Source organism: Streptomyces sp. CB01201, from assembly GCF_002803085.1.
Classification (GTDB): domain Bacteria; phylum Actinomycetota; class Actinomycetes; order Streptomycetales; family Streptomycetaceae; genus Streptomyces; species Streptomyces hundungensis.
This window is the reverse complement of record NZ_NNBJ01000002.1, coordinates 306,107-330,943: the sequence shown is the minus strand read 5'-3', so window position 1 is coordinate 330,943 and position 24,837 is coordinate 306,107. Positions and strand designations below refer to the sequence as shown.

The 24,837-nt window shown below is 72.3% G+C and carries 15 protein-coding genes; 8 read left to right on the top strand and 7 right to left on the bottom strand.

Annotation, left to right across the window (positions count from 1 at the left end; all coding sequences use genetic code 11):
- Positions 1-17 precede the first annotated feature (17 nt).
- Positions 18-698, top strand: a complete 681-nt coding sequence (locus CG740_RS06085; protein ID WP_100573903.1) for a GDSL-type esterase/lipase family protein — start codon at positions 18-20, stop codon at positions 696-698.
- Here the strand turns inward: CG740_RS06085 and CG740_RS06080 are convergent.
- Positions 686-1,762 (bottom strand): MBL fold metallo-hydrolase, encoded by a 1,077-nt coding sequence (locus tag CG740_RS06080; RefSeq protein WP_234376094.1) that lies wholly within the window; start codon positions 1,760-1,762, stop codon positions 686-688. The two genes, CG740_RS06085 and CG740_RS06080, sit on opposite strands and share 13 nt — an antisense overlap.
- A gap of 139 nt (positions 1,763-1,901) precedes the next feature.
- Here CG740_RS06080 and CG740_RS06075 point away from each other — a divergent pair, with 139 nt between their 5' ends.
- On the top strand, positions 1,902-2,816 hold the full coding sequence (locus tag CG740_RS06075) for an AraC family transcriptional regulator (RefSeq protein ID WP_100573902.1): 915 nt from the start codon (positions 1,902-1,904) through the stop codon (positions 2,814-2,816).
- Here the strand turns inward: CG740_RS06075 and CG740_RS06070 are convergent.
- Positions 2,806-3,714, bottom strand: a complete 909-nt coding sequence (locus CG740_RS06070; protein ID WP_100573901.1) for an NADP-dependent oxidoreductase — start codon at positions 3,712-3,714, stop codon at positions 2,806-2,808. The genes CG740_RS06075 and CG740_RS06070 overlap by 11 nt on opposite strands.
- A gap of 151 nt (positions 3,715-3,865) precedes the next feature.
- On the opposite strand from CG740_RS06070, the gene CG740_RS06065 reads away from it, so the two are divergent.
- Together CG740_RS06065 and CG740_RS06060 are read left to right on the top strand one after the other, a co-directional pair.
- On the top strand, positions 3,866-5,476 hold the full coding sequence (locus CG740_RS06065; protein WP_234376093.1) for a LuxR C-terminal-related transcriptional regulator: 1,611 nt from the start codon (positions 3,866-3,868) through the stop codon (positions 5,474-5,476).
- Between the two features lie 278 nt (positions 5,477-5,754).
- On the top strand, positions 5,755-7,473 hold the full coding sequence (locus CG740_RS06060; protein ID WP_100573900.1) for a bifunctional 3'-5' exonuclease/DNA polymerase: 1,719 nt from the start codon (positions 5,755-5,757) through the stop codon (positions 7,471-7,473).
- 29 nt (positions 7,474-7,502) lie between these two features.
- On the opposite strand, the gene CG740_RS06055 is transcribed toward CG740_RS06060, so the two are convergent.
- Positions 7,503-8,189, bottom strand: coding sequence for a histidine phosphatase family protein (locus CG740_RS06055; protein WP_234376092.1), 687 nt, complete (start codon positions 8,187-8,189; stop codon positions 7,503-7,505).
- 216 nt (positions 8,190-8,405) lie between these two features.
- Here CG740_RS06055 and CG740_RS06050 point away from each other — a divergent pair, with 216 nt between their 5' ends.
- Together CG740_RS06050 and CG740_RS06045 are read left to right on the top strand one after the other, a co-directional pair.
- Complete coding sequence (locus tag CG740_RS06050) at positions 8,406-9,836, top strand: GH1 family beta-glucosidase (RefSeq protein ID WP_100573899.1); 1,431 nt, start codon at positions 8,406-8,408, stop codon at positions 9,834-9,836.
- Entirely contained in the window at positions 9,833-11,107 is a 1,275-nt protein-coding gene (locus CG740_RS06045; protein ID WP_442802804.1) for an MFS transporter, read from the top strand. Before CG740_RS06050 ends, CG740_RS06045 begins: the two co-directional genes overlap by 4 nt.
- 83 nt (positions 11,108-11,190) lie before the next feature.
- Here the strand turns inward: CG740_RS06045 and CG740_RS06040 are convergent, their stop codons facing one another.
- Positions 11,191-11,733, bottom strand: coding sequence for a DUF1707 SHOCT-like domain-containing protein (locus CG740_RS06040; RefSeq protein ID WP_100573898.1), 543 nt, complete (start codon positions 11,731-11,733; stop codon positions 11,191-11,193).
- A 356-nt stretch (positions 11,734-12,089) separates the two neighbouring features.
- Between CG740_RS06040 and CG740_RS06035 the strand changes: the two genes are divergently transcribed.
- The gene (locus CG740_RS06035; RefSeq protein ID WP_100573897.1) at positions 12,090-12,488 is read left to right on the top strand and encodes a GerW family sporulation protein; all 399 of its coding nucleotides are present in this window, start codon (positions 12,090-12,092) and stop codon (positions 12,486-12,488) included.
- A gap of 8 nt (positions 12,489-12,496) precedes the next feature.
- Here CG740_RS06035 and CG740_RS06030 read toward each other — a convergent pair whose 3' ends face one another.
- From CG740_RS06030 to CG740_RS06020, 3 genes are all read right to left on the bottom strand, one after another.
- A complete protein-coding gene (locus CG740_RS06030; RefSeq protein WP_100573896.1) occupies positions 12,497-13,114 on the bottom strand; it encodes a dTDP-4-dehydrorhamnose 3,5-epimerase family protein in 618 nt (205 codons plus the stop codon).
- Positions 13,115-13,327: 213 nt separating this feature from the next.
- Positions 13,328-21,604 carry a non-ribosomal peptide synthetase gene (locus CG740_RS06025; protein ID WP_159030240.1) on the bottom strand — a complete coding sequence of 2,759 codons (8,277 nt, stop codon included), beginning with the start codon at positions 21,602-21,604 and terminating at the stop codon, positions 13,328-13,330.
- A gap of 92 nt (positions 21,605-21,696) precedes the next feature.
- Positions 21,697-22,923, bottom strand: a complete 1,227-nt coding sequence (locus CG740_RS06020; RefSeq protein ID WP_100573894.1) for a cytochrome P450 — start codon at positions 22,921-22,923, stop codon at positions 21,697-21,699.
- Positions 22,924-23,654: 731 nt separating this feature from the next.
- On the opposite strand from CG740_RS06020, the gene CG740_RS06015 reads away from it, so the two are divergent.
- A complete protein-coding gene (locus CG740_RS06015) occupies positions 23,655-24,833 on the top strand; it encodes a pyridoxal phosphate-dependent aminotransferase (RefSeq protein WP_100573893.1) in 1,179 nt (392 codons plus the stop codon).
- Positions 24,834-24,837: the final 4 nt, after the last annotated feature.

The following is a 24,837-nucleotide window of genomic DNA, read 5'->3' as shown; positions in this document are numbered from 1 at the left end:
CGGTAATGATGACCCCCATGCGTTTTCTCTTCGTCGGCGACTCCATGACCATCGGATGCCCCGGCGACTTCACCTGGCGCTACCGCATGTGGCGCCACCTTCGGGCGTCCTTCGACGGCCCCTTCGAGATCGTCGGCCCGCGCACCGCGCTGTACGACCCGGCGGCCGGGGCGGCCGTCTCGCACGACTACGCCGCCCCCGAGTTCCCGCCGGCCGCCCGCCGCCACCTGGCGGGCTGGGGCGAGGGCTGGCTGCACATGGCGCCGGTGATCGGCCCGGCCGTCGCCGAGAGCCGGGCCGACGTGCTACTCGTCTCGCTCGGCCTGATAGACCTCGGCTTCTACACGGACGCCGTCCAGACCGCCGCCAACGTGCGCGCGTTCACCGAGGGCGCCCGCGAGGCCAACCCGCGGATCCGGATCGTGGCACTGCCCGTCATCCCGAACATCCGGGCCGAACAGGACGCGCCGTTCGCCGCCGAGGTGGACCGGTTCAACGTGCTGCTCGCCAAGGCCGTCGCCGACCTCGACACGGCCACCTCGCCGCTGCTCCTCGCCACGGTCCCGGACACCTACGACATCCACCGGGACACCTACGACGGTACGCATCCGGGCCCCGGCGGCGAGCACAAACTGGCGGGCGCGTTCGCGGAGGCCCTGCACGGCGCGTGGGAGCTGGCCGGGCGCTACACGCCGTAGGCGGCCCAGTTCCGGACCGCGAACGTCCCTGCCTCGCGCCGGACTTCGAAGGCGCCGGGCCCGCCGAAGTGGGCCGGGACGACCAGTTCGCGCTCGTCGGCGGCCCGGCCCAGGATGCGGTGGCGGGTGGCGGCGGCCCCGGCGCCGTCCTCGCAGAAGCAGCTGTTGTGGGACGGGTGGGCGATCTGCACCGGGCTGTGCAGCAGATCGCCGACGAACACGGCCCGCTCGCCGCGGGACGCGAGCCGCAGTACGGACGAACCGGGGGTGTGTCCGGGCGCCGCCTCCAGGACGAGGTTCTCGTCGATGCGGTGCTCGCCCTCCCACAGCACGGCCTGCCCGGCCGCCACCACCGGCGCCACACTGTCCTCGAACAGGGCCACGTCGTCCGGCCGCAGGGCCCGCCCGTTCGCCGGGTCGAAGTGGGCGTGGTCGGCGGCCGGCATCAGGTAGGTGGCGTTCGGGAACGCGGGGACCCAGGTGCCGGGCCCCTGCCCCACCGTGTTCCAGCCGACGTGATCGGCGTGCAGATGGGTGTTGACGACGACGTCGACATCCTCCGGCCGCACCCCGGCGGCCGCCAACTGCCCCAGGAAATCGGTGTTCCGGTGGTGGAACATCGGCATGCTGGGGCGCTCGCGGCCGTTGCCGACGTTGGTGTCCACCAGGACGGTCCGCCCGCCGCTGCGCAGTACCCAGGTCTGGAGCGCCCCGATCCACTGGTCGCCCTCGGGCTCCCAGAAGTGCGGCGCGAGCAGTTCCTCGTCCGCCTGCCACGTCTCGATCCCGGCCTCGGGCACGATCCGGCGGGCGGGCCCGAAGGCACCCTCCCACTCCACGACCCTGATGATCTCGACCTCGCCCAGGGTGATGCTGCTCCCCGCACCTGCGCTCCGGCCCCCGCTCGTGCCAGTGCCAGTGCTCGTGCTCGCGCTCGTGCCAGTGCTCGCGCTCGTGCTCGTGCTCGCGCTCGTGCCCTGGTCCGCGGCCGTGCCCATCCGCGTGCCCGTGTCCATCCGCGTGCCCATTCCCATGCCCATGTCCGTGCCCGTTTCCGTGCTCATGCCCCCGCCGTCCTCACTCGTACGCGTGCGTCCGGCTCGACTCTAGGCAGCCCGGAGTGAGCCTCTCAATGCTTCCCCGGCTCACTTGAATACGCGAACGCCTCATCGGCCCGGTGGATGGGGCGGCTAGGCTCGCGGCATGGACCTGGTGAGCGACGCGATCTCGGCGGTACGGGTGGGGCGCCCCTCCTCCACGAGGCTGCGCGTGGGCGGGAGTTGGTGCGCGCGGCTCGACGCCTACGAGGGCGCGGGCTTCCACGTCGTCCTGGAGGGAAGCTGCTGGATGCTGACCGACGGGGGCACGGCCCTCGCCCTCGACACCGGCGACGCCGTACTGCTCCCGCACGGCAGCGGGCACGTCATCGCCGACCGTCCGGCCTCCCCCGCCACCCTCGCCCGAGCCGTCGACTTCACCGCCTGGGCCGGCACGGCCACGGACTCCAACTCCCCCACGGGCAAGGGCACTACGGAACTCCTGTGCGGCAAGTACCGGCTCGACCGGAACCACACCCACCCGCTCATGGCCGACCTCCCGGACGTCGTGCACCTCTCGGGCCGGGACGCCCGCCACGACGAACTGCGCGCCGCCATCGCCCTGTTGGGGCACGAGGTGGACTCCACGCACCCCGGCTCGGCCATCGCCCTGCCGAGCCTGCTCGACCTGCTCCTCGTCTATCTCGTACGGGCCTGGATGGCGGACAGCACCACCTCGCGCTGGCCGGCCGCCCTGCACGACCCGGTGGTCGCCACGGCCCTGCACGCCCTGCACGAGGACCCGGCGGCGGCCTGGAGCAACCAGCGACTCGCGGCCCGAGTCGGCGTGTCCCGCGCCACGTTGGCGCGCCGCTTCACCGCCCTGGTCGGCCGCGCCCCGATGGCGTACCTCACCTGGTGGCGCCTCACCCGTGCCGCGGTGCTCCTTCGCACCACGCCGGACGCGCTCGGCGCCATCGCCGCACGGGTCGGCTACAGCACCCCGTACGCCCTGTCGCACGCCTTCAGCAGGCAGTACGGCACGACGCCGGGGCGCTACCGGGCCGGGCTCACGGCGTGAGGACCAGCTTGCCCCGGACGTGACCGCCCTCGCTCAGCTCCAGGGCCTTGGGGGCCTGCGCCAGCGGGAACGTCTCGGCGTGCCGGACGCGCAGCCCGCCCTCGACGGCGAGCCGGGCATGGGCCTCGTACACCGGCACGGGGTCCGCCATCGCCTCACCGCTGAACGGGACGCCGTGCTCGGCGGCGTTCGCGTCGGCGATGGTGACGATGCGGGTGGTGGTGCCGCCGCGCAGTTCGATGGAGTCGGGCAGCGCGTCCTTGCCGGCCGCGTCGTAGACCGCGTCGATGCCCTGCGGCGCCAGTTCGCGCACCCGCTCCACCAGACCGGGACCGTACGCGAGCGGAATCGCGCCCAGCTCGCGCAGGAAGGCGTGGTTGTCCGCGGACGCCGTTCCGATCACGGTCGCACCCCGCGCCACCGCGAGCTGCACCCCGACCGAGCCGACGACACCGGCCGCGCCGTGCACCAACAGGGTCTCCCCCGCCGCCAGTTCGAGCTGGTCCAGGACCCGCTCGGAGGTCTCGCCGGCGATGGGAAGCGCGACGGCCTGCTCCCAGCTCAGCCCGGCCGGCTTGGCCACCACGTGGCTGGCCAGGGCGTACTCGGCGTAGGCGCCGGTGTCGGAGTGCCCGAACACCTCGTCCCCGACCGCGAACTCCGTTACTCCTGAGCCCAGTTCGTCCACGAACCCCGCCAGCTCAAAGCCGGGAATCACCGGGAAGGTCACCGGGAAGGCATGCTGCATCCAGCCGTTGCGGATGCGGTAGTCGATCGGGTTGACGCCCGCCGCGACCACCTTCACCCGGATCTGACCGGGGCCGGGCCGGGGCTTGTCGGCCCGGCCCAGGGCCAGCACTTCGACGCCGCCGAACCGCTCGTACACGATCGCTTCCATCACAGCACTCCTCGTATCGCTCCCCACGTCGTGGCCGCCGTGGTGACTCCAGCCTCCGGCGCCTCCGGCCCCGACCCGGCCCGCCTTACGGCCGGTTCGACCTGGCCACAAGGCGAGGCACCGGAGAGGGCGGCGGCCGTACGCTGGGGCGATGGAGCCCCGCACGATCCGCACCCCGTCCCCCGGGACACCCCCGGCCGCCCCCGGCACACCCGCCCCTGGCACACCCATGCCGCCGGCCACCCCTCGCACGCCCACGCTCGCGGACATCCCGGCCGCGACGGATGTGCGGCGCTCGGGGCCCGGCATCCCGGGCGCGGCGTCGAGTGGCACGGGCGCGGCATCGGGCAGTGCGGGCGCGGCATCGGGCAGTGCGGGCGCGGCATCGGGCAGTGCGGGCGCGGCATCGGGCAGTGCGGCCGTGCCGCCCAGCATCACGGGCACGGCGTCCGCCGCGGGGATGGCGGCCGGCGCCGGCACGGCGGCGTCCGGCGCCTCCGTTCTCGCGCGGGCCGCGGAGCTGGTGCGCGGGCCGCTCAACGAGATCCTGCCGACCCTCTCCGCAGCCCTCGCCCCGCTCGCCGCGCACACGGTGGCCGTCGAACTGTCGGGCCAGTGCGCGCACTCCCCGTTCAAGGTCCACACGGCGCACGGCGACACGGCAACGGCCCCGCGGATCACCGTCGCCGACCTCCAGACGCTCGGTCCCCACGTCACCCCCGGACACCCCTGGCAGGGCACGGCCGTGTTCGGCGGTGAGGAGCGGGCCGTGCTGGCGCTCGCGAGCGAGGCCGCGCCGATGGCCGGGCGGCCGCCGCTGCTCGTCCTCGTCCGCAAGTCGCCCGGCGGCCTGGTCACGGACGCGGACGCGGCGCTCGCACAGCAGCTGTGGGACCTGGCGACCGGGCACCGCGCCCGCCTCACGTCCGAGGCGGTGCCGGGCGCCCTCGTGCAGTCCCGGTCCACCGCCGCCGAGCGGGCCCGGGTGATCGCCGAGCTGGGCGAGGCCCACGAGACCGCGCTCACCTCGCTGCTCGGCGTGCTGCGCAGCAGGAGCCTGGACGACCGGGAGGCCCGCGCACGCGCCGTCGACCTCGCGGTGTCCGCCCTGGTCGCGGTGCGCGCCGAGGCCGACCGCAACCAGGAACTCACCGAGGAACCGGCCGCCGAGGCCTTCGCCCAGCTCGCCGACTCCCTGAAACCGCTGCTCCGGCACAGCGAGGTGGGACTCGAATTCACGCCCCCGGAGGCGGAGACCGCCGAGACGTCCCTCGCGGCGGACGTCGCCCACCTCGCCCGGGCCGCCGTGCGCGCCGTCGTCCTGGCCATGGCCGGGCAGGACGGGGTGCGGCGGATCCACGTCCGCTGGCGGCTCGCCGACTGCCAACTGACCGCGTCCGTGCGGGACGACGGGCCCGGGGAGCTGCCGCGCGCGGCCCTCGAAACGCATCGCGTGGCCCAGCGCCTCGGCGCACTGGGCGGCACCCTCGCCGTGGACGCGCTGCCCGGCTGGGGCACCACGGTCACCGCGACCCTGCCCCTCGGCACGGCACCCGGGCCGCGCCTGGACCCGCTGTCCGAGCTGCACCCGCGCGAGGCGGAGGTGCTCGGCCATCTCGCCCAGGGCCACCGCAACCGGACCATCGCCCAGGAGCTGCACATCAGCGAGTCGACGGTGAAGTTCCACGTCGCGAACATCCTGGCCAAGCTGGGTGTGAGCTCGCGCGGGGAGGCGGCGGCGATGCTGCACGCGGTGGCCTGAGCCGCGGCCCTTGAGCGACCGCGGACCACCACCGGCCGCCCGGCCCGACCCGGACTCGCCGGCCGGGCCGATGTCAGTGGCGGGTACGACCGGCCGACCGTGGTGACGCGACATGGCGAGCGCCGGCTGCGAACGGCCGCGCCGGGCGGCTGCGGGCCGATGTCAGTGGCGGGTACGACCGGCCGACCGTGGTGACGCGACATGGCGAGCGCCGGTTGCGGACGGCCGCGCGGGGCGGCTGCGGGCCGATGTCAGTGGCGGGTGCCAGACTCGATCGCGTGAACGAACGGTGGGCCGTCGAGGCGACCGAGGGCGGCGGGGCACGGCTCGTCCCCCTCGGGGACGACGGGCTGCCCGTGGGCGCGGTGCGCGAGGAGGCGGACCTGGTCGCGGCCGTCCGGGACCGCCCCGAGGTCGGCCGCTGGGTGTGGCGCTCCACCGCCGGGATCTACCCCCGGCTGCTCGCCGCCGGCGTCCGCGTCGAGCGGTGCTACGACATCGAGGACGCCGAGCTGCTGCTGCTCGGCCACGAGGGCCGGTCCGGCGAGCCCCGCTCGGCGGCGGCCGCCTGGGCCCGCCTGCACGACAGACCCGTCCCGGCCGACCCGCCCCCGAGAGCGGCCGAACCGGGCTCGCAGTCCTCGCTCTTCGAGCCCCAGCACAGCACCGGCCTGCCCTTCGGAGCACTGCTGGAGGTCTACGCGGACCAGCAGCGCCGCCACGACCGCACCGAGCACCCCGGCAGGATGCGGCTGCTCACCGCGTCCGAGTCGGCGGGGATGCTGGTCGCCGCCGAGATGAACCGGGCGGGCCTGCCGTGGCGCGCCGATGTCCACCGCGCCCTGCTCCAGGGCCTGCTCGGCGAGCGCTATGCGAGCGGCTCCCCGCGCACCGGGGGCGGCGGCGAGCCGCGCCGCCTCGCCGAGCTCGCCGACCAGGTGTCGGCGGCGTTCGGCCGCCGGGTCAGACCGGACCTGCCCGCCGACGTGGTGAAGGCGTTCGGCGAGGCCGGCATCCGCCTCAGATCGACGCGGCGCTGGGAGCTGGCCGAGCTCGACCACCCCGCCGTGGAGCCCTTGATCGAGTACAAGAAGCTGTACCGGATCTGGACCGCGCACGGCTGGAGCTGGCTCCAGGACTGGGTGCGCGAGGGACGCTTCCGCCCCGAATACACCCCGGGCGGCACGGTCAGCGGCCGCTGGACGACCAACGGCGGCGGGGCCCTCCAGATCCCCAAGGTGATACGGCAGGCCGTCGTCGCCGACGAGGGCTGGCGCCTGGTGGTCGCCGACGCCGACCAGATGGAACCGAGGGTGCTCGCCGCGATCTCCCGCGACCCCGGCCTGATGGAAGTGGCCGGACACGACGGCGACTTGTACACCTCACTGTCCGACCGGGCGTTCTCCGGCGACCGCGAGCACGCCAAGCTCGCCCTGCTCGGCGCGATCTACGGCCAGACCTCGGGCGACGGCCTGAAGAACCTGGCCGCCCTGCGCCGGCGTTTCCCGCTCGCCGTGGCGTACGTGGACGACGCGGCGAAGGCCGGCGAGGAGGGCCGCCTCGTCCGCACCTGGCTCGGCCGGACCAGCCCGCCCGCAGCGGGCGCCGCCGAGGCCGACGAGGCGGGTATCCCCCAGGAACAGGAGCCCCAACCAGGCTCGCCCGTAGGGGAGTTCACCCCGGGCTACGCCTCCAGCGACGCCCGGGCACGCGGCCGCTTCACCCGCAACTTCGTGGTGCAGGGCAGCGCCGCCGACTGGGCCCTGCTGCTGCTCGCCGCCCTGCGCCAGGCGATCACCACGGCCGGGCTCCGGGCCGAGCTGGTCTTCTTCCAGCACGACGAGGTGATCGTGCACTGCCCCGCCGAGGAGGCCGACACCGTGACGAAGGCGATCCGCGAGGCCGGCGAACTGGCCGGCCGCATCGCCTTCGGCACCACACCGGTGCGCTTCCCCTTCACCACGGCGGTGGTGGAGCGCTACTCCGACGCGAAGTGACCGCGCAGGGCCGGTCGCCGCCCCCGGGCTCACACGGCGTACGCGCCGAACTCGTCCGCGTACTGCTTCGGGAACCCGGTCCACTTCAACTCGGCCGGAAGATGCGCCATGTCGTTGAGGAGCAGTACGGACGCGGGCCGCTCCGGGGCGTATCGGATGACGGTCAGGGCGGCGTTGCCGGGGTTGAGCCCGATCCAGCGCCAGTCGGGCGCGTCGAGCGCGGCGCGCACCAGCCAGCCGATCAGGAAGCTGTGGGTGATGACCAGTTCATGGCGCGGGTCGGGCCCGTCGACGGGACCGGTGCAATGAACCGCAGCCTCACGCGCGAGCCGGGGCCCGGCTTCCCGTTCCTCCGGCTCCGGGTCGCCGAGGAAGCCGAGCATGCCGTCGGCCTGGGCGGCGGGGAGTTCGGCACGCTCCGGCCAGTAGGGCACGTAGTCCCCGGCCCACTCCGCCTCCCGCGGCACCACACCGTCCAGCTCGGCGGCGACAAGACGCGCGGTCTCGGCGGCCCGCCCCAGCGGCCCGTGATACACGACGTCCCACGGCACCCCGGCGAGCCGCCTCCCCAACAACCCGGCCTGCCGCCGCCCGGCGTCGCTGAGCACAGACCCCTCGTGCCCGGCGTCACCGTGCCGGGCGAGGTAGAGGTAGCGGGTGGCGGTGGTGGGTGGCGGCGTGGGTATGGGGGCGGCCGAGGTGGCGGGGTGGGACACGGCGCTGCTCCTAGGGGGTTGGAACGTGGATATCTGACGTCTGACGTCTGACGTCTGAAAGGTGACGCCGCCCAGCCGTCACCGGTTCCGCCCGGCCCCACCTCCCCGCTCCCCCCTCCCCCCTGGCCTCCCCACCCCGGCACTTCGACCCAACCAAACATGAAAGTTGTTCACTTTCCATTGACAGCGCCCACCCCGGGGCCCAAAAGTTCCCCCATGACGCCGCCGCCCCTGCCGCCGCTGCCCCTCTTCCCCCGCGACTTCCTGTGGGGGGTCTCCGCATCCGCTTTCCAGATCGAGGGCGCGGTGGAAGCCGAAGGGCGGGGACCGTCCGTCTGGGACGCGTTCACCCGCGAGCCCGGCCGGATCAAGGACGGCTCGCACGCGAATGTCACCACCGATCACTATCACCGCTATCGCGAAGACGTCGCGCTGATGGCCCAACTCGGCGTCGGGGCCTACCGGTTCTCCATCGCCTGGTCCCGGGTGCAGCCGTCCGGCAAGGGCCCGGTCAATCAGCGGGGGCTCGACTTCTACGACCGGCTGGTCGACGAACTGTGCGCCGCCGGGATCGCCCCCGTCCCCACGCTGTTCCACTGGGACACCCCGCTCGCCCTGGAGGAGGGCGGCGGCTGGCTCGACCGGGACACGGCGTACCGGTTCGCCTCGTACGCCTCGATCGTCGCCGAGCGGCTCGGGGACCGGGTGCCGCGCTGGATCACCCTCAACGAGCCCGCCGAGATCACGCTGCTCGGTTACGGGATCGGCGAGCACGCCCCGGGCAAGCGGCTGATCTTCGACGCGCTGCCCGTGGCGCACCACCAACTGCTGGCACACGGACTGGGAGTCGAGGCGCTGCGTGCCGCCGGTGCGCGCGAGATCGGTATCGCCGCCTCGCACAGCCCGGTGTGGAGGGCGGGGGACACCGACGAGGACCGTGCGGCGGCCGAGCTGTACGACACGCTGATGAACCGGCTCTTCGCCGACCCCATCCTCACCGGCAACTACCCCGAGGGATGGGGTGAGTTGATGCCGGGACCGGTCGCCGACGACCTGAGGATCATCTCGGCACCGCTGGACTGGTACGGGATCAACTACTACAACCCGGCCCTGGTCGGCGCGCCGAAGCCGGACGCCGTCACCAGCCTCGCCGGGATCGACCTCCCGCCGGACCTGCCGTTCGGCCTGCACGAGATCGAGGGCCACGAACGCACCGACTTCGGCTGGCCGGTGGTCCCCGACGGCCTCCATGAACTGCTGAGCAACTTCCGCACTCGTTACGGCAGTTCACTTCCCCCGCTCATCATCACCGAGAACGGGTGCTCTTACGGGGACGCCCCCGACCCAACGGACGGCGGCCGGGTGGCCGACGCCCGGCGGGTCGCGTACCACGACGGTCATCTGCGGGCCCTGCACCGGGCGATGGCCGAGGGTGTCGACGTGCGCGGTTACTTCATCTGGTCGATCCTGGACAACTTCGAGTGGGCGGAGGGGTATCGGCAGCGCTTCGGCCTGGTCCACGTCGACTACGAGACGCTGGCGCGCACGCCGAAGGACTCCTACGCCTGGTACCAGGACGTCATCCGGCACAACCGCAGCCGTACAGACCCGGCGGACCCGGCGGACCCGGCAGCGGGCGTCCGGTGACGGCGGAGCCCGGCGCCGAGGCCCTGGGCGGACCGGCCGTGGACACGGCGGCGCCGGGCGCGGCGGGGGATCCCGGCAGGCGCTGGGTGGGGGCGCTCTCGCTGGCCAATCTCGGAGTGTGGGTGGGCTGGTTCGGTCCGCTGCAACTGCTCCTGGCCCGCCAGGCCGAACACTTCACCCCAGAACACAAGGCCTCAACCCTCGCCCTGGTGACGGGACTTGGGGCCGCCGTCTCGATGGTGGCGAACCCGGTGTTCGGCGCGCTGTCCGACCGTACGACAGCACGGGTCGGGCGGCGCATTCCGTGGGTCGTGGCGGGCGGCGTGGGCGGGGTCGCTGGGCTGCTGGTCCTGGCGTGGGCCCCGGACGTGGCGGTGATGGCGGCGGGCTGGTGCCTGGTGCAGCTGGCCCTGAACGCCTCGTTCGCCGCGTTGACGGCCGCCGTGCCGGACCAGGTCCCGCACCGCCGCCGCGGCCTGGTCGGCGGCTGGCTCGGTGTGTCCCAGGTGGCCGGCATCCTGGTGGGTACGGCGCTGGCGACGGCGGCCGGCGGTATCGCCGCCGGCTATGGGGCGTGCGCGGCCTTCTCGCTCCTGGCGGTCGTCCCGTATGTGCTGATGCGCAGGGACGCCCCGCTGCGAGCCGGCAGCCAACCACCCTTCCGCTGCCGGGAGTTCGTGCGGGGCTTCTGGATTGACCCCCGTCGCTTCCCGGACTTCGGGTGGGCGTGGCTGACGCGCTTCCTGATGAACCTGTCGTACTCCATCAGCACGATGTACCTGCTGTACTACCTGACCGACGCGGTGCACTACGCGGGCGACGCGGACACGGGCGTGCTGATCCTGACCGCCCTGGACGCGGTGACGCTGCTCGGCACGGTGGTGATCAGCGGCATCTGGTCGGACCGTACGGGCCGGCGCAAGGTGTTCGTCGTGTGGTCCGGGCTCGTCATCTCGGCGGCGACGCTGCTGCTCGCCGTGTGGCAGACGTGGACCGGCGCGGTGGTGGCGTCGCTGGTGCTCGGGGTCGGGTACGGGGTGTACACCTCGGTGGACTTCGCGCTGCTCACCGATGTGCTGCCGAGCGCCGCCGACCGGGGCCGGGACCTGGGCGTCATCAACGTGGCCAATGCCCTGCCCCAGGTCCTGGCCCCGGCCGTCGCGGCCCCGGTCGTCAGCCACCTCGGCGGGTACGGGGTCCTGTACGCGCTGGCGGGGGCTATCGGGGTGGCCGGGTCGGTGCTGGTGGGGCGGATCCGCTCGGTGCGGTGAGGGGGACGGCCGGGTGGCCCCCGCCAACAGCGCGGGCCCGGGCCGCATTCGTACGGTGCCTGGTCGTGCTTGCTCGGCCGGCCTCAGCGCCAGGCGTGGCGGATCTTCAGCCGGCCCATCCCCATGGTCCCGGTGATGCGGATCTTCGGGCCGACGGGGCGGGCGCGCCGCGGGGTCTTGTAGAGCGTGTCCTTCCACCCGGTGTTCAGATCCTCGACGTCGACGATCGCGTCACGAGGGACCGTGATCTTCGCCCTGCCCGTTCCGAGCTGCAACTCGATGTCGACCACCGGGTGTTCGATGATCGCCCGGGACAGGTCAAGGCGCACCCTTGCGAGTGCGGACTCGACCTTGAGGAGCCGAGGCACCCGCCATGCGCCGCGCCGTTGGATCCGTCCACTGGCGGCGGCAATCGTCGACGTGGTGCCCGGCGGCTCCGCCGGGAGTGAGGACAGGGCCGACGCCAGCTCGCTGTGTGCCTTGGCGGTGAGCACCAGGTGCAGGCGTTCGTCCAGTTCCTCGTGCGAGATGCTCCCTCTGCTGTACGCATCCTGCAGGCGCTGCACCGCGGCACTTCGGTCTTCTTCGCCGATCAGCGACGGCAGATCTTCTGGTAAGGGGGTCACCGCTTCACCCTACTGCCGGGCCTGCGGTGCGAAAGAGAAAACGGGGAAGGGCCCGCGGGATCGGCGGAGACCCCACACCGGGTCCGCACATCACTCACCCACCAGCCGAGAACTCCCGGACCCGGTCACGCTTCGGTCGAGCCCTGCGCCTCGACCATCGCATCCAAGACCGTTGGATCCAGCCGCTGTTGGCCGAGCCGACACTTTCTGGCGTCGGTCGACCACGTAGCATGGCGCTTGCTCCGCCCGCACCTGCCCGCCCATGCCCGGACGCGGAGGCCGGTGTCCCGTCAGCAGGACCAGCGCCAGCCACCTCCGGCCTTCCCGGACCGCCCGACACGTTACGGAGACACCCGATGACCGCACCGGACGAGCCGGCCCGGCCCGCCACGCCGACGCATCCGACCACCGCCCTCCTGGAGCGTCTGACCGCCGAGCTCGGCAACCGGGCCTCGACGGTCGTGTACGGCGAGCCCTTCACCACCGCGGGCGTCACCGTCATCCCGGTCGTCGAGGTCGGCCTCGGCTTCGGCGGTAGCGCGGATCCCGAAGCCGCGGCCGACGAGAGCCCGGCCTGCGGAGGCGTCCGGGCCCGACCCCGCGGTTTCATCGAGATCAAGGACGGCACGGCCACGTACAAGCCGCTCCGCAATCCCTGGCTGGACGTCGCCGTACCGCTCGCCGCGGTCCTTGTCGGCGCCGCCCTGCCGCCCCTCGCACGCCGTCTCGCCGCACGCCGTGCTCGGACCGGCTGACCGGCTCCCTACCCGGGCGTCGCCGGAGCGAAGTGGTCGGCGCCGTCCGGGAACGTCTCCGGCCAGCGCGGCAGCATGCCCTTCGCGCGGGCGTGCTCCAGGCTGGGCGCCCGTGCATCCTTCTCCGAGAGCAGGGGAGGCTCGGTGAATCCCCACGGCAGGTCCAGGTCCGGATCGAGCGGGTCTATCTCGAACTGGGTGCCCGGCACATGGACGGTCGACAGGGCGTAGCTGATGCAGGTGTCGTCCGTCAGCGCGAGGAAGCCGTGGCCGAGGCCTTCGGTGATGTGAACGGCCACGCCGTTCTCCGCCGTCAAGAGATTGGACGTGTACCTTCCGAACGTCGGTGAGCCGACGCGCAAGTCGACGGCGATGTCGCGGAACGCCCCCCGCACACAGGTGACGTACTTGGCCTGGCCCGGAGGGATGAGCACGCCGTGCAGGCCGCGCAGCGTGTTCCGTTTCGACACCGAGTAGTTGACCTGGCGGACCGTGAAGGGACGCCCGACCGCCTCGCTGATCAGGTCGGTGCGGAGCGATTCGAAGAAGTCTCCGCGGGGATCGGGATGTTTGTGCGGGGTGATGACGTAGGCGCCGGGAACGGCGGCTGTCTCCTGGATCTCCATCGGCGTCCTCACGCCTCCCTGCATCTCGGTGGCCGGCGGACCACGCCGACTGTCGACAACAAACCCTGCCTGAGCGTGAGTTGACGAGCTCCGGCGTGACCGGGCGCCGTCCGGGCCCGCATCAGCGGGCGGGTAAAGGTACGTCGTACTCCACGACCGGACCCTCGGCCCGCTCGGCTGGCCGCGGACGGCGTCGCGGTGAGGACGGCCGGATCATTGCTGGGCGCTCCTGTTCATCCGGCGCAGTCGCGGCTGGTTCGCCGCGGGCGCGTTCCTCACCGTGTGCGCCAGTTCGGCGATGTCACGGGCCTCGTACACCGCTCGGATCAGCACGCGCGCCCCGAGCGTCTTGCCGATTCTGCTGGTGAGCCGGGTCGCGAGAAGGGAGTCGCCCCCCAGGTCGAAGAAGTTGTCGCCCATGCCCACCCGGTCGATGCGGAGCACCTGCGCGATCAGGTCGCACAGCTGTCGCTCCTGCGGGGTGCGCGGCGCGGCATAGGCGCGGCCCTGGGACACGGGCTCGGGCAGCGCCTTCTGGTCGAGCTTGCCGTTCTGGGTCAGCGGCAGCTCTTCGAGCAGGACGTGGGCGGTCGGCAGCATGTACTCGGGCAGCGTCTTGCGCAGCGACTCCCGTACGTCGGTGAGCAGCGCGGATCGGCCCGCCCAGCGCTGCGGGGCCGTGGTGTCGGCGCTCCCGGGAACCCGGCCGCTCGGGCCGTCGGCGCGGCGGGCGTAGATGTTGTAGAGCGTCGTGTTCCGCAGCAGGCGGTTGTCCTGTTCGCACACGAGGTCGTACCCGAGGGTCTTGAGGAGCGTCGAGACCTTCTCCAACTGGCCGTCGACGTCGTGCAGTTCGACGACGAGCTGTCGGATCATCGACCAGTGATGCGGCTGGATTCCCTTGAGCACCTCGTACTCGGCATTCTCCACGTCGATCTTCAGCAGGTCGATCCGGTCGATCGACTCCGCCGTGATGATCTCCGAGAGGGTCCGCAAACGGCAGGTGAACTGTTCGCTGTCCAGGCGGGCGTCGACGAGTTCGTCGACGAGGCCGTCCTCGGCCGCCGCGCCACCGCCGGCGAGTTCCTCCTGGTTGCGCAGATAGGAGCGCACGAGGTCATGGGCCTGCTCGGTGGTCGTGACGCTGGAGGAGATGACGGTGTTGTGACGGTAGAAGGTGAAGGTCTCCTCGCCCGCCTCCGCCGCGAGACCGCAGTCGAATACCTTGGCGTTCAGCCCGTGCAGGTCGACGTTGCGGCGCAGCGAGTCGAAGACGGGCGGGATCGGCTCGAAGGCGTAGATCCGTGCGCCTGGGGCGCGGGTGCCCGCGAACAGCGTGAACAGGCCGATGTTGGCGCCGACGTCGACGACGGTGTCGCCGTCGTCGATGGTGATGCCGTTCCGCAGGTACTCCAGGTGCGTGAAGATCTCGTCGTAGAGGAATTCGGTTTCGCTCTTGTTCTGCTGAAACACCGTCAGGCCGTTGGGCAGTTCGTAGGTGCGTTCAAGGAGTTGGGGCTCGGTGCGCTCCAGGCGCAGCAGTTCCCGCACGGCCGGGGCGCGGTCCGCGGCCGGTACGAGGTAGGCGACCAGGCGCCGGTCCTGTTCGCCGTCGTACGTGCGCACCAGGACGCGGGCGTCCTGGACGGCGGGGTGTTCGGCGAGGCGGGCCTCGATCTCGCCGAGCTCGATACGGAATCCCCGGATCTTCACCTGATCGTCGTTGCGGCCGAGGTATTCCAGGGAGCCTTCCGGCAGCAGCCGGGCCAGATCTCCCGAGCGGTACATCCGCGCACCGCTCTCCTCGCGGAACGGGTCGTCCAGGAAGCGTTCCGCGGTCAGCTCCGGCCGGTTGAGATAGCCGCGGGCCACTCCGGCGCCGCCGATGTACAGCTCTCCCACGGCTCCGACGGGTGCGGGGCGGCCGTGCCGGTCGAGCACGTACACGCACAGGTCCGGGATGCGCCGTCCGATCGGGCTGACGGGCCGGTCGGCGTCGGCCTCGGTCAGCGGGTGCCAGGTGACGTGGACCGTGGTTTCGGTGATCCCGTACATGTTCACCAGCTGGGTGTTCTTGTTGACCGAGCGCCGCAGCCACGGCTTGAGCGAGGCGACGTCGAGGGCCTCGCCGCCGAACACCACCGTCCGCACGGCGTGCGGCTCGGCGTCCTCGGCCTGGGCCGCGACCAGTTGGCGGAACGCCGTGGGCGTCTGGTTGAGCACCGTCACGCCCGACGCGCACAGCAGCCGGTAGAAGTCGTGCGGGTTGCGGGTGACTGCCTGGGGGACCACCACGAGCCGGCCGCCGTGCAGCAGCGCGCCCCAGATCTCCCACACGGAGAAGTCGAACGCGAAGGAGTGGAAGAGGGTCCAGACATCCCGCTCGTCGAAGCGGAACCAGTCGTCGGTCGAGGTGAACAGCCGGACGACGTTGCGGTGCTCGACCATGACCCCCTTGGGCACACCGGTCGAGCCCGACGTGTAGATGACGTAGGCCAGGTCCGATGGGCCGCACCCGGTGCCGGTCACGTCGTCCGCGGCGAGCGCGGCCCACCGGTCGGCGTCCGCGGTCACGTCCACCACGGGGACCGACGGCACGGCGAGTCCGTCGGGCAGCGCCCCGTCCGTGACGAGGAGGCGCGGTGCGCTGTCGGTCAGGATGTGCGCGACGCGGTCCGCTGGGGACGCCGGGTCCACGGGCACGTACGCTCCGCCCGCCTTCAGCACCGCGAGCACGGCCACGACCAGGTGCTCACTGCGCGAAAGGCACAGCGGCACCAGGACGCCCGGGCCCACTCCCAGCCCGCGCAGGTGCCGCGCCAAACGGTTCGCCCGGGCGTTCAGCTCCCCGTACGACAGGCGACGGTCCTCGAACTCCACCGCCACCGCGTCGGGTGTCGCGGCCGCCGTCTCCTCGAACCACGCGTGGACGGTCCGCTCCACCGGTGCGGCGGACGGCGTGTGGTTCCACTCCGTCAGGACCTCCCGGCGCATGGTGTCGCTCAGGACGGACAGTTCCCGTGCCGGGAGCTGTTCCGCGCTCCGGTCGGTGAGGGCGTCGAGCAGGCGCGTCAGGGCTGTTTCCAGATAGCCGATGACGAGTCCGGGGTCCTGTGACCGATCGGTCCGCGCGTCGAGGGTGAAGGAGTGCCGCAGGTCATCGACCACCATCGTGACGGGGTGGGCGACGGTGTCGTCGACGCAGTCGCCGGACTCCGGATCCGGATACCGGTAGTCGAGGACCGCGTTGTACAGCGGGGTCTGCGGCGGCACGGCACTGTGGCCGTGGTCGACGGCCGACGGGGTCCGCCTGCGGTGGGCCAGGTCGCGCAGGTTCCGGTCCGTGGTGCGCAGCAGATCGCGTACGCCGACGCCGGCCAGGTCGACCCGTAGGGGGAGGATGTCGGCGACCGCGCGCTCGGTGTCGTACGGCGCACATGCGCCGGGCACAACGGTGCCGAAGACCACGTCGTCGCGTCCGCTGCACGCCGACACGACCAGGGACCAGCCCGCGTGGAAGAGAGCGGCCGGGCTGCTCCCCAGGTCCGTCGCGACGGACCGGACGCGGTCGCCGAGCTCCGCGTCGAGCGTGCGGCGCACGCTTCGGTGACCGTCGCCGGGGGCGGGCCGGAGCCCGAACATCAGGGTCGGCTCGGACACATCGCCGAGGTGGGCGCGGAGAAAACCCGCCGGGTGGAGTTCCTGGGTGTCCCCGGCGGCGGGCGCCGCGGTCCTGTCGGGGTCCGCCGGGTGGGGCCGCTGCTCCACGGCGCGCTCGCGGGCCATCTCGCCCAGCCGGACCCGCGGGTCACCAGCGATCTCCTTGAGCACGCGCCCGTACAGCTCGGCCATCTCGTGCGCCTGCTCACGGCTGAACAGGTGCTGCCGGTACTGGAGGTTCAGGCGCAGGTGGTCCCCGTCGGGGTAGACGAACACGGTCACCGGGAAGTGGCTCAAGGTGAACAGGTCGATGCCGGTGACGGCGATGCCGGCCGCCTCGCTCGCCTCCGCGATGGCCTCGCGGTCCAGCGGGAACGACTCGAAGCCGATGAGGCTGTCGGACAGGGCGGGGAGTCCGGCGGCCCGCTGGATCTCGGCGAGCCCGAAGTGGTGGTGGCCGAGCAGGGCGCCCTGCCGCTCCTGCAAGTCCGTCATCATCTGGGCGAAGGTGCCGTCGGGAGCGTAGGGGACGCGCACCGGGACGGTGTTGATGAACGTGCCGACGATGGACTCCGCACCGGGCAGCGCGGCGGGCCGGCCGGCCACCGCGGCGGCCAGCACCACGTCCTGACGGCCGCTCAGGCGGTTGAGGACGACGGCCCAGGCGCCCTGCACCAGCGTGTTCAGGGTGACACCCACCTCGGCGGCGCGGTGCGGCAGTTCACGGGCCGCGCCGGCGGGGAGCGGGACGCCGACCCAGCCGACGTCCGCGCTGTCCGCGCCGGGGTCGGCCTCGGGTGCGATCAGGGTCGGCTCCTCGACGCCCGCCAGCTCCGCCGCCCACACGCGCGCCGACTCCTGCGGATCCTGCTGGGCCAGCCAGACCAGGTACTCGCGGTAGCTGCGCGCCGGGGGCAGCGCCGAGGCGTCGCCTTCGGCGGCGTACAGCTGGAGCAGGTCCCTGACCAGCAGTGGCAGGCACCAGCCGTCGACATTGGCGTGATGGGCGGTCAGGAGCAGGTCGTGGCGGCCCTCGGACAGGGTGATCAGCGCCATGCGCAGCATCGGCGGGGTGTCCAGGTCGAAGTGCACCTTGAGGTCGCCCGCGAGGAACTGCCGGTACGTCGAGTCGCGCATGGCCTCGGCGAGTCCGCTCAGGTCCAGGCATTGCCAGGGCAGGTCGACGCCGTCGACGACCAGTTGCACGAGGTCGCCGTCCGGGCCCGGGGCATAGGCGGTGCGCAGCACCGGGTGCCGGTCGAGGAGGGCCTGTGCCGCGGTGCGCAGGCGGGCGGGGTCCACCGGCCCGGACAGCCGCAGCGTGTACTGGACTTGGTAGGTGTCGAGCTCGGCCCCGGCCTCGCGCGCCATCATCGAGTGCACCAGCAGGCCAGCCGGCAGGGGCGGCACGGGCCAGATGTCGGACAGACCCGGGTAGCGCTGCCGCCAGTCGTCGATGTCGTCCTGCGTGACGGCCACCAGTGGTACGTCCGACGGGCTCGGGCCGCCCGCGCCGGGCTCGGCGGTGTGCCGGGCGAGCGCCGCGAGAGCCTGGCGCCAGAGGTCCGCGAGTTCGCGTACGTCACAGGCCGGCAGAACGCCCTGCGGGGCGGTGAACAGGGCTCCCAGACGCGGGCCTTCGGCGGTGTGCGTGACGCTCGCGTCAATGGCGAGCGCGGGCCGGGCCGCGCCCCGCTCCCCCGGCCCGGGCACTGCGGCAAGGGGGACGAAGCCGAGGCCGGGCGCCTGGGCCGGCGCAGCGGTGGCCTCGGTGCGGTCCACGAAGCGGAAGGAAATCTGCCCGGTGCCGAGGCGCGCCAGGACGGCGGCGGTCTCGGGGTTGAGGTGGCGCAGGAGGCCGTAGCCGATGCCTTGGTCGGGCAGGGCTCGCAGCTGTTCCTTGACGGCCTTGACGATGCTGCCCGCGGCCGTTCCGCCCGCGAACGCCTCTTCCAGGTCGGCTCCGGCCAGGTCGAGGCGGACGGGGGTGGGGCAGGTGAGCGGGCCCACGGTGCGGGACAGGTCGGCCCCGGGCACGGCGCCTTCCGTACGGCCGGATTCCCGGCTGACCAGCGTGGACGACGCCTGCACGCCGCGGTCGGCCCGCCAGCGCGTCACGGCCATCGCGAGGGCGGCGAGCAGGACGTCGTCGGCTTCGCAGCGGAAGGCGGACCGAAGAGTGGTCAGGAGGGTTTCGGTGGCCTCGACCGAGAGGTCTACGCGGGTCTCGGTGAACGTGGCGTCCACCTCCGCGGCCGGGTCGAGGACGCGGGCGCCGAGGTCCGGGTCGGGGCTCGCGACGATGGAGCGCCACAGGTCGAGCTCGGCGACGCGCTCGGGGCGTTGCGCCTCGTCGGCCAAGGCGTGGGCCCAGCGGCGCACCGACGTACCCACCGGTGCGAGTTCGGGGGTTCTGCCGTCGTGGATCCGCCGCCAGGCCGAGGCCAGGTCGGCCACGAGGATGCGCCAGGATTCGGCGTCCACGACGAGCTCGTGCAGCAGCACCAGGAGCCGCCCGGGCCGTGCGGTGCCCGCGTCGAACCAGACGAACTGTGCCATCACGCCGGCCGCCGGGTCGAGCCGGCTCGTGGCGGTGCCGATCTCCGAACGGAGGAGCGTGTGCCAGGGTTCGGCTCCCTCGCCCGTCGCGTCGAGGTCCCACGGGCCGTCCTGGGTGACCCGTCGGATCAGCGCGTCCGCGCTCACCGAGCCGGGCGCGCCCACGAGGAGACCGCCCCCGTCCGTCTCCACCACGCGGGCGCGCAGCACGTCGTGGTGGTCGATCACGGCGCCCAGGGTGGCGACGAGCCCGGCCCGGTCCATGCCCTCGGGGAGTTCCAGGATCATCACCTGCGCGGACCGTGCGGAACCCGGTCCGCGGGTGTGGAGGAACCGGGTCGCAGGCAGGTGGGGCAGCCATCCCGCTCCGCCGCCGTCCAGTTCCGCGAGCACCGCCCGGGGAGCCGCCCGGTGTGCGGTGACGGCCTCGGCGAGCGCGGACACCGTGCGGAACTCGAAGATCTGCCGGGAGCTGACCTCCAGTCCCCGGCTCCGTGCGCGGGAGGCGATCTGCAGGGACTGGATGCTGTCGCCGCCGAGCGTGAAGAAGTCGTCGTCCACGCCGACCTGGCTCACCGAGAGCACCTCGGCGAAGATGCCGGCGAGCACCTTCTCGGTGTCCGAGCCCGGGGCCCGGTAGTCGGCCCCGCGGAACTCGGGCCGGGGCAGGGCCGCCTTGTCCGCCTTGCCGTTCGGCGTCAGCGGCACCTCGTCGATGACCATCACCACCCCGGGCACCATGCCGTCCGGCAACCGCTTCGCGAGGAACGCACGCAGCTCCGCCGGGCCGAGCCCCAGTTCGAGCGCGAGGTGTCCGGTCCCGCTGCCGCGCCCGGAGCCGGGCGACTCCTCCTCGGGCACCGGCACCACGTATCCGACCAGTTGCCTGCCCCGGCCGGCCCCGCCGTCCTGGGCGACGACGACCGCCTGACGGACCCGGGGGTGCGTGGCGAGTACGGCCTCCACCTCGCCCGTCTCGATCCGCTGGCCCCTTACCTTGACCTGGCCGTCGCTGCGGCCGAGGTACACCAGCTGTCCGTCGGCGTCCCGTCGCGCCACGTCCCCCGTGCGGTACATCCGCGAGCCCTTCGGGCCGAGCGGATTCGCCACGAACCGCGACGCGGTCAGTGCCCGGTGTCCCAGGTATCCGCGCGCGAGGCTCGGACCCGCCAGATACAGCTCGCCGGCCTGCCCGTCGGCGACCGGCGCAAGGTGCTCGTCGAGCAGGTGCACCCCCGTGTCCGTCATCGCCGCGCCGATGGGCACCGCGCCCTCGCTCAGCGGCCCGCTGAACGTGGCCCACACGGTGGCCTCCGTCGGCCCGTACGCGTTGATGAAGCGGCGTCCCGGGCCCCACTCGGTCACCAGTCCCGGTGTGCACGCCTCGCCGCCGATCACCAGGACACGCAGCCGGTCGAGCGAACGCGAGGTGCCCGGGGGCAGCGTGGCCAGCACGCTGGGCGGCAGGGTCGCATGCGTCACGCCCCGCGCCGCCATGAACGCGGCCAGGTCCTCCCCCACCAGGCGCTCCTGCGCGGGCACCACGAGCGCGGCTCCGGTGGTCAGCCCCGACACCAGGTCCCACACCGACATGTCGAAGCTCAGCGACGCGAACTGCAGCACGCGCGCGTCCGTCCCCACGGCGAGGTCGCCGAGGCGCACGGCCTCGGCACGCAGTGCGGCGAGCCCGGAGTGCGTCACCGTCACGCCCTTGGGACGGCCGGTGGAACCCGAGGTGTAGATGACGTACGCGGCGTGCGCCGCGCTCAGCGGCGCGACGCGCTCGGCGTCCACCGGGTCCGACTGCCGCACTTCGTCCCAGGCCACGGCCGCCGGATCGTCCAACGCCACCACATCGGTGCCCGGAACATCGGGCAGCCGCGCGGACGCGAGCCGCGTGGTCAGCACTACCGCGGGCGTGGAGTCGGCGGCCATGTGGGCGAGCCGTTCCAACGGGTAGCTCAGGTCCCAGGGCAGGTACGCCGCTCCCGCCTTCATGATGCCGAGCAGTACGGCGATCTGCTCGGCCGAGCGCGGCATGGCCACCGCCACCACCCGCTCCGGGCCGATCCCCCGGCCGATGAGCCAGTGCGCGATCCGGTTCGCCCGCGCGTTCAGTTCCGCGTAGGTCCAGGAGTGGTCGACCGCTTCGACGGCGGGCTCGCCCGGCGTCTCCCGGACGCGCGCCTCGAACATTTCAGGAAAGGTGGCCAGGGCAAGGGTCGCGCCGGCGGACGACTCGGCAGCAGACGATCCTTGTAGGTCCTTCACGGATTCTCCTGAGGTTCAAGACGGTGAGCGGATCGAGGGAACGTCGGTGCGCCGGGCCGGGCCGGCGCAGGGCAGCCGGGCGGAGAGAACCGCTACCGGGCCGGACGCAGGGTGACCGGCAGACTGCTGTAGCCGTGCAGGAAGTTGGAGTGGATGGGCTTGGCCGGGCCGTTCGGCGAGGCCTCGGCGACGTGGGTGCGCAGCGCGGTGAGCATGGCAGCGATCTCGGCCCGGCCCAGGTGGGCCCCGAGGCAGAAGTGCGGCCCGTACCCGAACGACACGTGCTTGTTGGGCGTGCGGCCCAGGTCGAAGGTGGCCGGGTCGGCGAAGACGGTTTCGTCGTAGTTGGCCGAGCTGTTCCAGAGTGTGACGACATCTCCGGCGTGCACGGTACGGCCGCCGATCTCGACGTCCTGGAGAGCGCGGCGCCCGAAGTGCATGGCGGGACTGACCCAGCGCAGCACCTCTTCGACGGCGCTGTCCACGGAGACCTCACCGGACTTGAGCCGCCGCCATTGCTCCGGGTGCTCGATCAGCTCGCGCATGCCGCAGATCATGGAGAGCCTGCTCGTCTCGTCGCCGCCGATGATGACGCTGTAGCAGTTGAAGATGATCTCCTGCTCGGTGAGCGGCTCGCCGTCGATCGTGCTGGTGGCGAGGACGCTGACCACGTCGTCGTGCGGCTCCTCGCGTCGCTCGGCGGCCAACTCGGAGAAGTAGAAGAGCAGTTCGTTGCGCGCGACCAGCGCCTCGTCCGCGGACTGCCCCTCCTCCTCCGTGCTGAGCGCCTCCTTGGTCAGGGTCAACAGATAGTCCCGGTCGCTCGGGGGCACCCCGAGGAGGTCCGCGATGGTGGCCATCGGTATGTGTTCGGCGACGTCCTGGGCGAAGTCGCAGTCGCCGCTCTCGACGGCGTGCCGCACCAGTTGGTCGGCGCGCTCCCGCACCCCGGCCACCACGGGCTCCAGCACCCGGGGCGAGAACGCCTTCAGCAGCAGATTGCGCAGTTCGCGATGGCGGCGGCCGTCCGTGACGGCCAGCATCTTGCCCGCGGCCGAGTCGCCGCCCTCCAGGAGGGTGGTCAGGACGTTGCCCCGTTCGGAGGTGAACCGCTTGTTGTCCCGGTAGACCTGCATGACGTCGTCGTAGCGCGACAGCACCCAGAATCCAGGGACGGCACGGTCGGACACCTCGTGCCAGTGGACGGGGGATTCCTCCCTGAACCGTCGCCACATGTCGACCAGTTCGGCGCCGGAGGCCAGAAAGACCCCCGGGTCGGTGAGGTCGATGCCGTTCACGGTCGAAGTGGTCATGGTCAGTGCCTCGCCTTTCGCCAGGTCGGAGTGCCCAGCACTGGCAGATCCCCGGCGAAGGGTCGCTGGCCGCGCGGGGTCGGAATGCTGTCGAAACGGAATCCGGCGTTCACCAGTGACGCCGAGAGCGGGAGAGTAAGACGGACCAACGTTTGCCGAGTGCGTTCACAGTTCTGATGCGGTCGGCCGCCCTGCACTCCTCCCATTCGCTTTCCGGTCTCGATTGACTGCGCGGAACCGTAACGCAAGCAAGCCGACCCCGTTCACGTCAAGGTTCGGCAAGGGCAGCGCGCGAAAGCTCTGCCAAGGCAGGAGCCCGCTCTTCCCATCAGATGACCAAAGACCGTCTCACCGGTCTGAAATCACCGGTCAGAACAGTATCGACCCCGTCGCACCGCGCCCCGCCGACTCCCTGGATCGCGGGCCGCGGTGTCCCGTCGCCGGGACGCGGGCACTGGCCGCCATCCGGTTCACCAATTACCGATCGCCGGGTATGTTCGGGCGAAGCCGGGTGTGGCACGGCAACGCGACCCGATAGGAATCGCGAACAATTCCGACCCGTCGATACCGGCAGGGTGATCGAGTTCACACGGCGCCGTCGGCGGCTTGATTGGATTCCACCTTTCTAGTTCCGCACGTTTTGTCGGAACACTATTTCTGCGAATTCTCCGGAGCCGACCGCCCACCCGGACGCGAGCTCGCCATTCCGGCAGACCAACCATCAGGAGGAGGGGAGCATGGCGGATTCCAGGACCCATCAGCCATACATCTCGTCGAGAGCCGCGGCACTCGAAGGCAATAGTCTGGGCGAGCTCTTCCTGCTGGCGCGTGAGCGCGGCGCCATCGACCTGGCGCTCGGCACGCCCGGATATCCCGAGCCCGCTCCCGACATCATCGACGCGGCCTACGAGGCCATGCGCGGCGGGCGCAACCAGTACGACCACCCCTCGGGCGACGTGCTGCTCCGGGAGCGGATCGCCGACACCCTCAGCACGCCGACCGACCCGCTGACCGAACTGACCGTCACCGTCGGCGCCACCGAGGCACTCTGCGTGGCTCTGCTCACTGTCGTGGAACCCGGCGACGAGGTCGTCCTGCTCGACCCGGGCTACGAGCAGTTCAAGGCGGCCATCGCGCTGGCCGGCGCCGTGCCGCGGTTCGTTCCGCTGCACGCGCCCGACTGGCGCTTCGACCCGGACGAACTGGCCGCCGCCTTCACCCCTCGCACCCGCGCCGTTCTCCTGAATTCGCCGGGCAACCCCACCGGCCGGGTACTGGACCGCCAAGAGCTGCACCAGATAGCCGAGTTGTGCGAGCAGTGGGACGTCACCGTCATCTGCGACGAGGTGTACAGCAACTTCGTCTTCGACGGCCGGGTCCAGACGTCGATCACCGAAGTGCCCGGGCTCGCCGAGCGCGGCATCGTCGTCGGCTCGCTCTCCAAGAGCTACGCGATCAGCGGCTGGCGGCTCGGATTCCTGCGCGCGGACCCCGTCCGCACCCAGGCGCTGCGTCGCGTGCACGAGCTCACGACGAACGGCGCCGCGACCCCCTTGCAGGTGGCCGTCGGACTGGCCGCCGTCTCGGCGGACCTGAAGACCGCCGCCCAGGAGATGGGCCGCCGCCGCGACCTGGCCCTGGAGATCTTCACAGGAATGGGCATGAAGATCGCCCCCGCCGAAGGCGGCTGCTTCCTCTTCGCGGACGTGAGCCCCCTCACCGGGGGCGAGAAGGACAGCAGGGCCTTCGTCCTCGAACTCCTCGACACCGCAGGGGTCCTGGTCGTGCCCGGTGGCCCCTCGTTCGCCGATCCGGCCCGGGGCGAGCAGTACGTACGCATCGCGTTCAACCGACAGGCCGAGCTGCTGCGCGAGGTCGAGCGCCGGATCCGTGCCGCCCGGCCCGCCGACAAGTAGAGAG

Coding starts and splice junctions, on each gene's coding strand:
- CG740_RS06085 (WP_100573903.1), top strand. CDS start 18: ATGCGTTTTCTCTTCGTCGGCGACTCCATGACCATCGGATGCCCCGGC.
- CG740_RS06080 (WP_234376094.1), bottom strand. CDS start 1,762: ATGAGCACGGAAACGGGCACGGACATGGGCATGGGAATGGGCACGCGG.
- CG740_RS06075 (WP_100573902.1), top strand. CDS start 1,902: ATGGACCTGGTGAGCGACGCGATCTCGGCGGTACGGGTGGGGCGCCCC.
- CG740_RS06070 (WP_100573901.1), bottom strand. CDS start 3,714: ATGGAAGCGATCGTGTACGAGCGGTTCGGCGGCGTCGAAGTGCTGGCC.
- CG740_RS06065 (WP_234376093.1), top strand. CDS start 3,866: ATGGAGCCCCGCACGATCCGCACCCCGTCCCCCGGGACACCCCCGGCC.
- CG740_RS06050 (WP_100573899.1), top strand. CDS start 8,406: ATGACGCCGCCGCCCCTGCCGCCGCTGCCCCTCTTCCCCCGCGACTTC.
- CG740_RS06035 (WP_100573897.1), top strand. CDS start 12,090: ATGACCGCACCGGACGAGCCGGCCCGGCCCGCCACGCCGACGCATCCG.
- CG740_RS06030 (WP_100573896.1), bottom strand. CDS start 13,114: ATGGAGATCCAGGAGACAGCCGCCGTTCCCGGCGCCTACGTCATCACC.
- CG740_RS06015 (WP_100573893.1), top strand. CDS start 23,655: ATGGCGGATTCCAGGACCCATCAGCCATACATCTCGTCGAGAGCCGCG.